The organism is Candidatus Soleaferrea massiliensis AP7, assembly GCF_000820765.1.
GTDB classification, from domain to species: domain Bacteria; phylum Bacillota; class Clostridia; order Oscillospirales; family Ruminococcaceae; genus Soleaferrea; species Soleaferrea massiliensis.
Genome location: NZ_CCYH01000050.1, coordinates 1 through 5,408 on the forward strand (window position 1 = coordinate 1; position 5,408 = coordinate 5,408).

Sequence of the window (5,408 nt, forward strand, 5' to 3'; positions counted from 1 at the left end):
GCGGACCTTGAAAATTAAACAACATGAAAAAGTTGAGAATTAAAACCCTTTCGATTCTTTAAGAAGAAAGTAATTCAGAACGAACGAAGAATAGCATAGCTAAGCTTTGTCTAAGGTTTTGGACTTACGATTAATTAGGTTAGAGCATGTCTTTGCCGAGAGGTAAAGGGATGATTTAATAGCATATAATTAAGAGTTTGATCCTGGCTCAGGACGAACGCTGGCGGCGCGCTTAACACATGCAAGTCGAACGGGGTTGTTTCTGACACTCAGTGGGTAATCGGTAGATTGCTGATTGAGTGTTGGGAATAACCTAGTGGCGGACGGGTGAGTAACACGTGAGCAACCTACCTTTCAGAGGGGGATAACGTTTGGAAACGAACGCTAATACCGCATGATATAATTGGATGGCATCATCTGATTATCAAAGGAGCAATCCGCTGAAAGATGGGCTCGCGGCCGATTAGGTAGTTGGAGTGGTAACGGCACACCAAGCCGACGATCGGTAGCCGGACTGAGAGGTTGAACGGCCACATTGGGACTGAGACACGGCCCAGACTCCTACGGGAGGCAGCAGTGGGGAATATTGCACAATGGGCGAAAGCCTGATGCAGCGACGCCGCGTGAGGGAAGACGGTTTTCGGATTGTAAACCTCTGTCTTATGTGACGATAATGACGGTAGCATAGGAGGAAGCCACGGCTAACTACGTGCCAGCAGCCGCGGTAATACGTAGGTGGCAAGCGTTGTCCGGAATTACTGGGTGTAAAGGGAGCGTAGGCGGGAATGCAAGTTGAATGTTAAATCTACCGGCTCAACCGGTAGCTGCGTTCAAAACTGTATTTCTTGAGTGAAGTAGAGGCAGGCGGAATTCCTAGTGTAGCGGTGAAATGCGTAGATATTAGGAGGAACACCAGTGGCGAAGGCGGCCTGCTGGGCTTTTACTGACGCTGAGGCTCGAAAGCGTGGGGAGCAAACAGGATTAGATACCCTGGTAGTCCACGCTGTAAACGATGATTACTAGGTGTGGGGGGTCTGACCCCTTCCGTGCCGGAGTTAACACAATAAGTAATCCACCTGGGGAGTACGACCGCAAGGTTGAAACTCAAAGGAATTGACGGGGACCCGCACAAGCAGTGGAGTATGTGGTTTAATTCGAAGCAACGCGAAGAACCTTACCAGGTCTTGACATCCAACTAACGAGGCAGAGATGCGTTAGGTGCCCTTCGGGGAAAGTTGAGACAGGTGGTGCATGGTTGTCGTCAGCTCGTGTCGTGAGATGTTGGGTTAAGTCCCGCAACGAGCGCAACCCTTACTATTAGTTGCTACGCAAGAGCACTCTAATGGGACTGCCGTTGACAAAACGGAGGAAGGTGGGGATGACGTCAAATCATCATGCCCCTTATGACCTGGGCCACACACGTACTACAATGGTGTTCAACAGAGGGAAGCAAAACTGTGAAGTGGAGCAAACCCCTAAAAGACATCCCAGTTCGGATCGTAGGCTGCAACCCGCCTACGTGAAGTTGGAATTGCTAGTAATCGCGGATCAGCATGCCGCGGTGAATACGTTCCCGGGTCTTGTACACACCGCCCGTCACACCATGAGAGTCGGTAACACCCGAAGTCAGTAGCCTAACCGCAAGGAGGGCGCTGCCGAAGGTGGGATTGATGATTAGGGTGAAGTCGTAACAAGGTAGCCGTATCGGAAGGTGCGGCTGGATCACCTCCTTTCTAAGGAGCAATGGAATGAGAGATCATACCGGAGTTTCGAAGGTCAGGGGATCGGGAGAAGGAAAAGAATTCGAAACGAAGTAATGTTGTTTAATTTTGAAGGTCTGTAAAAAGGCTTTCAAAAGGGCGAAAGCAGCCTTGAGAGGAAGAGAGTTGGGGGTGTAGCTCAGCTGGGAGAGCACCTGCCCTGCAAGCAGGGGGTCAGGAGTTCGATCCTCCTCATCTCCACCATCATTCTTGAAGGCGGAGAGAAAGAACACCCGACGGAAATAACTGTTATGGGCTCATAGCTCAGGTGGTTAGAGCGCACGCCTGATAAGCGTGAGGTCGGTGGTTCGAGTCCACTTGAGCCCACCAGCACACAGAGATGTGTGTAAGAATGTACCTTGAAAATTGAACAATGAAAAACTGCGAATGAGAAGTAGAAGATACTTTTTTTAATAAAGGGTAACAAAAACTACAATCATGCCGAAGTAGAAATGTAACAATAACTCATTTCGAAAGAGAACCAAAAAGCATAATGGTCAAGCTAGAAAGGGCACAGGGCGAATGCCTTGGCACTGGGAGCCGATGAAAGACGTGGTAAGCTGCGAAAAGTCTCGGGGAGCTGCAAACGAGCTACGATCCGGGAATATCTGAATGGAGCAATCCACATGGAGTCATGTCCATGTATCATATACTGAATACATAGGTATATGAGGGGAACCGCCTGAACTGAAACATCTAAGTAGGGCGAGGAAAAGAAATCAACCGAGATTCCGCAAGTAGTGGCGAGCGAACGCGGAATAGGCCAAACCGGATGTAGAAATATGTCCGGGGTTGCGGACAGCATAATGCATTGTCAAAGTTTAGCTGAATGGTCTGGGAAGGCCAACCGAAGAGAGTGAGAGTCTCGTAAGTGAAAAGCTGAGACAGCAGGCTGTATCCAGAGTACCGCGGGACACGAGGAATCCCGTGGGAAGCCGGGGGGACCACCCTCCAAGCCTAAACACTACCCAGTGACCGATAGAGAATAGTACTGTGAAGGAAAGGTGAAAAGCACCCCGGGAGGGGAGTGAAATAGAACCTGAAACCCTGAGCCTACAAGCACTTAGAGCACATCAATGTGTGATAAGGTACTTTTTGTAGAACGGTCCGGCGAGCGTATGTATGTAGCAAGGTTAAGTACTTGAGGTACGAAGCCGAAGGGAAACCGAGTCTGAATAGGGCGTCAAGTTGCATGCATAGGGCCCGAAACCGGGTGACCTATCCATGTCCAGGTTGAAGTGGAGGTAAAACTCCATGGAGGACCGAACCGACCTCCGTTGAAAAGGCGGCGGATGAGGTGTGGATAGCGGAGAAATTCCAATCGAACCCGGATATAGCTGGTTCTCCCCGAAATAGCTTTAGGGCTAGCCTCATATTAGATTACCGGAGGTAAAGCACTGAATAGGCTAGGGCCCGAAAGGGTACCGAACCTTATCAAACTCAGAATGCCGGATAATTGATGTATGGGAGTCAGACTACGTGAGATAAGTTTCGTAGTCGAAAGGGAAACAGCCCAGACCCACAGCTAAGGTCCCAAAATGGATTTAAGTGGAGAAGGATGTGGGGTTGCGAAAACAACCAGGATGTTGGCTTAGAAGCAGCCATACATTTAAAGAGTGCGTAATAGCTCACTGGTCGAGTGACCCTGCGCCGAAAATGTAACGGGGCTAAAATTCATACCGAAGCTTGGGATATATACTTTTAGTATATGTGGTAGGGGAGCGTTGTATGAGGGGTGAAGTCGTAGCGTAAGCGGCGGTGGACTTCATACAAGTGAGAATGCCGGAATGAGTAGCGAGAATTATGTGAGAATCATAATGGCCGAAAGTCTAAGGTTTTTGGAGGAAGGTTCGTCCGCTCCAAGTTAGCCGGGAGCTAAGGTGAGGCCGAAAGGCGTAGCCGATGCACATACGGTAGAGATTCCGTAGCCACCAAAAGATTTAAGCAAAGGGACACTGGAAGAAGTTGCAACCCGGGCGATGGTAGACCCGGGCGTAAGGGACCGAAATTAAGTAGGGAAGTGTGATGGAATTCAGGCGAGAAAAGCTTTGTGAATATCTTAGGTGCCCGTACCGCAAACCGACACAGGTAGACGGGAAGAGAATTCTAAGGCCAACGGGAGAAGGGTTGTTAAGGAACTCGGCAAGTTGACCCCGTAACTTAGGGAGAAGGGGTGCTCATAGGAATATGAGCCGCAGAGAATAGGTCCAGGCGACTGTTTAGCAAAAACACAGGTCTCTGCTAAATCGAAAGATGAAGTATAGGGGCTGACACCTGCCCGGTGCTGGAAGGTTAAGAGGAGATGTGAGAGCATTGAATTGAAGCCCCAGTAAACGGCGGCCGTAACTATAACGGTCCTAAGGTAGCGAAATTCCTTGTCAGGTAAGTTCTGACCCGCACGAATGGTGTAACGATCTGGACACTGTCTCAACAGCCCGCCCGGCGAAATTGTAGTACCGGTAAAGATGCCGGTTACCCGCGACAAGACGGAAAGACCCCATGGAGCTTTACTGTAGCCTAATATTGGATTTCGGTATTTCATGTACAGGATAGGTGGGAGACTGAGAAGCTATCACGCCAGTGGTAGTGGAGTCGCCCTTGGGATACCACTCTTGGAGTGCTGAAATTCTAACCTGCGGCCGTGAAACCGGTCGGGGGACATTGTTAGGTGGGCAGTTTGACTGGGGCGGTCGCCTCCGAAAGAGTAACGGAGGCGCTCAAAGGTTAGCTCAGCACGGACGGAAACCGTGCTTTTGAGTGTAAACGCATAAGCTAGCCTAACTGCGAGACTGACGGGTCGAGCAGTAACGAAAGTTGGAGTTAGTGATCCGGTGGTATGTGAGTGGAAATGCCATCGCTCAACGGATAAAAGCTACCCTGGGGATAACAGGCTGATCTCCCCCAAGAGTCCACATCGTCGGGGAGGTTTGGCACCTCGATGTCGGCTCATCGCATCCTGGGGCTGAATTCGGTCCCAAGGGTTTGGCTGTTCGCCAATTAAAGCGGTACGCGAGCTGGGTTCAGAACGTCGTGAGACAGTTCGGTCCCTATCTGTCGTGGGCGCAGGATATTTGAAGGGAGCTGTCCCTAGTACGAGAGGACCGGGATGGACGCACCTCTGGTGCACCAGTTGTCACGCCAGTGGCACAGCTGGGCAGCTATGTGCGGAACTGATAAACGCTGAAGGCATCTAAGCGTGAAACAGACCTTAAGATAAGATATCCCACTGAGTTAATCAGGTAAGACCCCTTGAAGACTACAAGGTTGATAGGTTCCAGGTGTAAGTGCAGCGATGCATTCAGCCAGGGAATACTAATCGGTCGAGGGCTTGACCAAGATGCAATTGGTAAAAGGCGACGCAGTAAGACATTGTTCAATTTTGAGGGTATGTGGATATATGCACCATTAGCTCAGCTGGTAGAGCAACTGACTCTTAATCAGTGGGTCCCGGGTTCGAGTCCCTGATGGTGCACCAGAACCTTTCCTTTGGGATGTGTATATATCATCTCTCTCAACAACTGAATACAGCCGGTGTTTATTATGATGAGGATCCACCTGTTCCCATACCGAACACAGTAGTTAAGCTCATTTATGCCGAAGATACTTGGCGGGTGACTGCCCGGGAAAATAGGTCTTCGCCGGCACTTT

Annotated in this window: 3 tRNA genes and 3 rRNA genes; all 6 read left to right on the forward strand. The window is 50.0% G+C overall.

Annotated features, from left to right (window positions below):
- The first annotated feature begins 185 nt into the window (after positions 1–185).
- The 6 genes from BN348_RS12700 to rrf all read left to right on the forward strand — a co-directional run bounded on the left by BN348_RS12700 (position 186) and on the right by rrf (position 5,404).
- Positions 186–1,733: ribosomal RNA gene (locus BN348_RS12700) — 16S ribosomal RNA — on the forward strand.
- Between the two features lie 155 nt (positions 1,734–1,888).
- Positions 1,889–1,964 (forward strand) — tRNA-Ala (locus BN348_RS12705).
- 49 nt (positions 1,965–2,013) lie between these two features.
- A tRNA-Ile gene (locus BN348_RS12710) sits at positions 2,014–2,090 on the forward strand.
- Positions 2,091–2,255: 165 nt separating this feature from the next.
- Positions 2,256–5,096: ribosomal RNA gene (locus BN348_RS12715) — 23S ribosomal RNA — on the forward strand.
- Between the two features lie 63 nt (positions 5,097–5,159).
- A tRNA-Lys gene (locus tag BN348_RS12720) sits at positions 5,160–5,235 on the forward strand.
- A 52-nt stretch (positions 5,236–5,287) separates the two neighbouring features.
- A 5S ribosomal RNA gene (rrf, locus tag BN348_RS12725) occupies positions 5,288–5,404 on the forward strand.
- Together the 16S, 23S and 5S rRNA genes with 3 tRNA genes alongside form the textbook arrangement of a ribosomal RNA operon.
- The last annotated feature ends 4 nt before the right edge of the window (positions 5,405–5,408 follow it).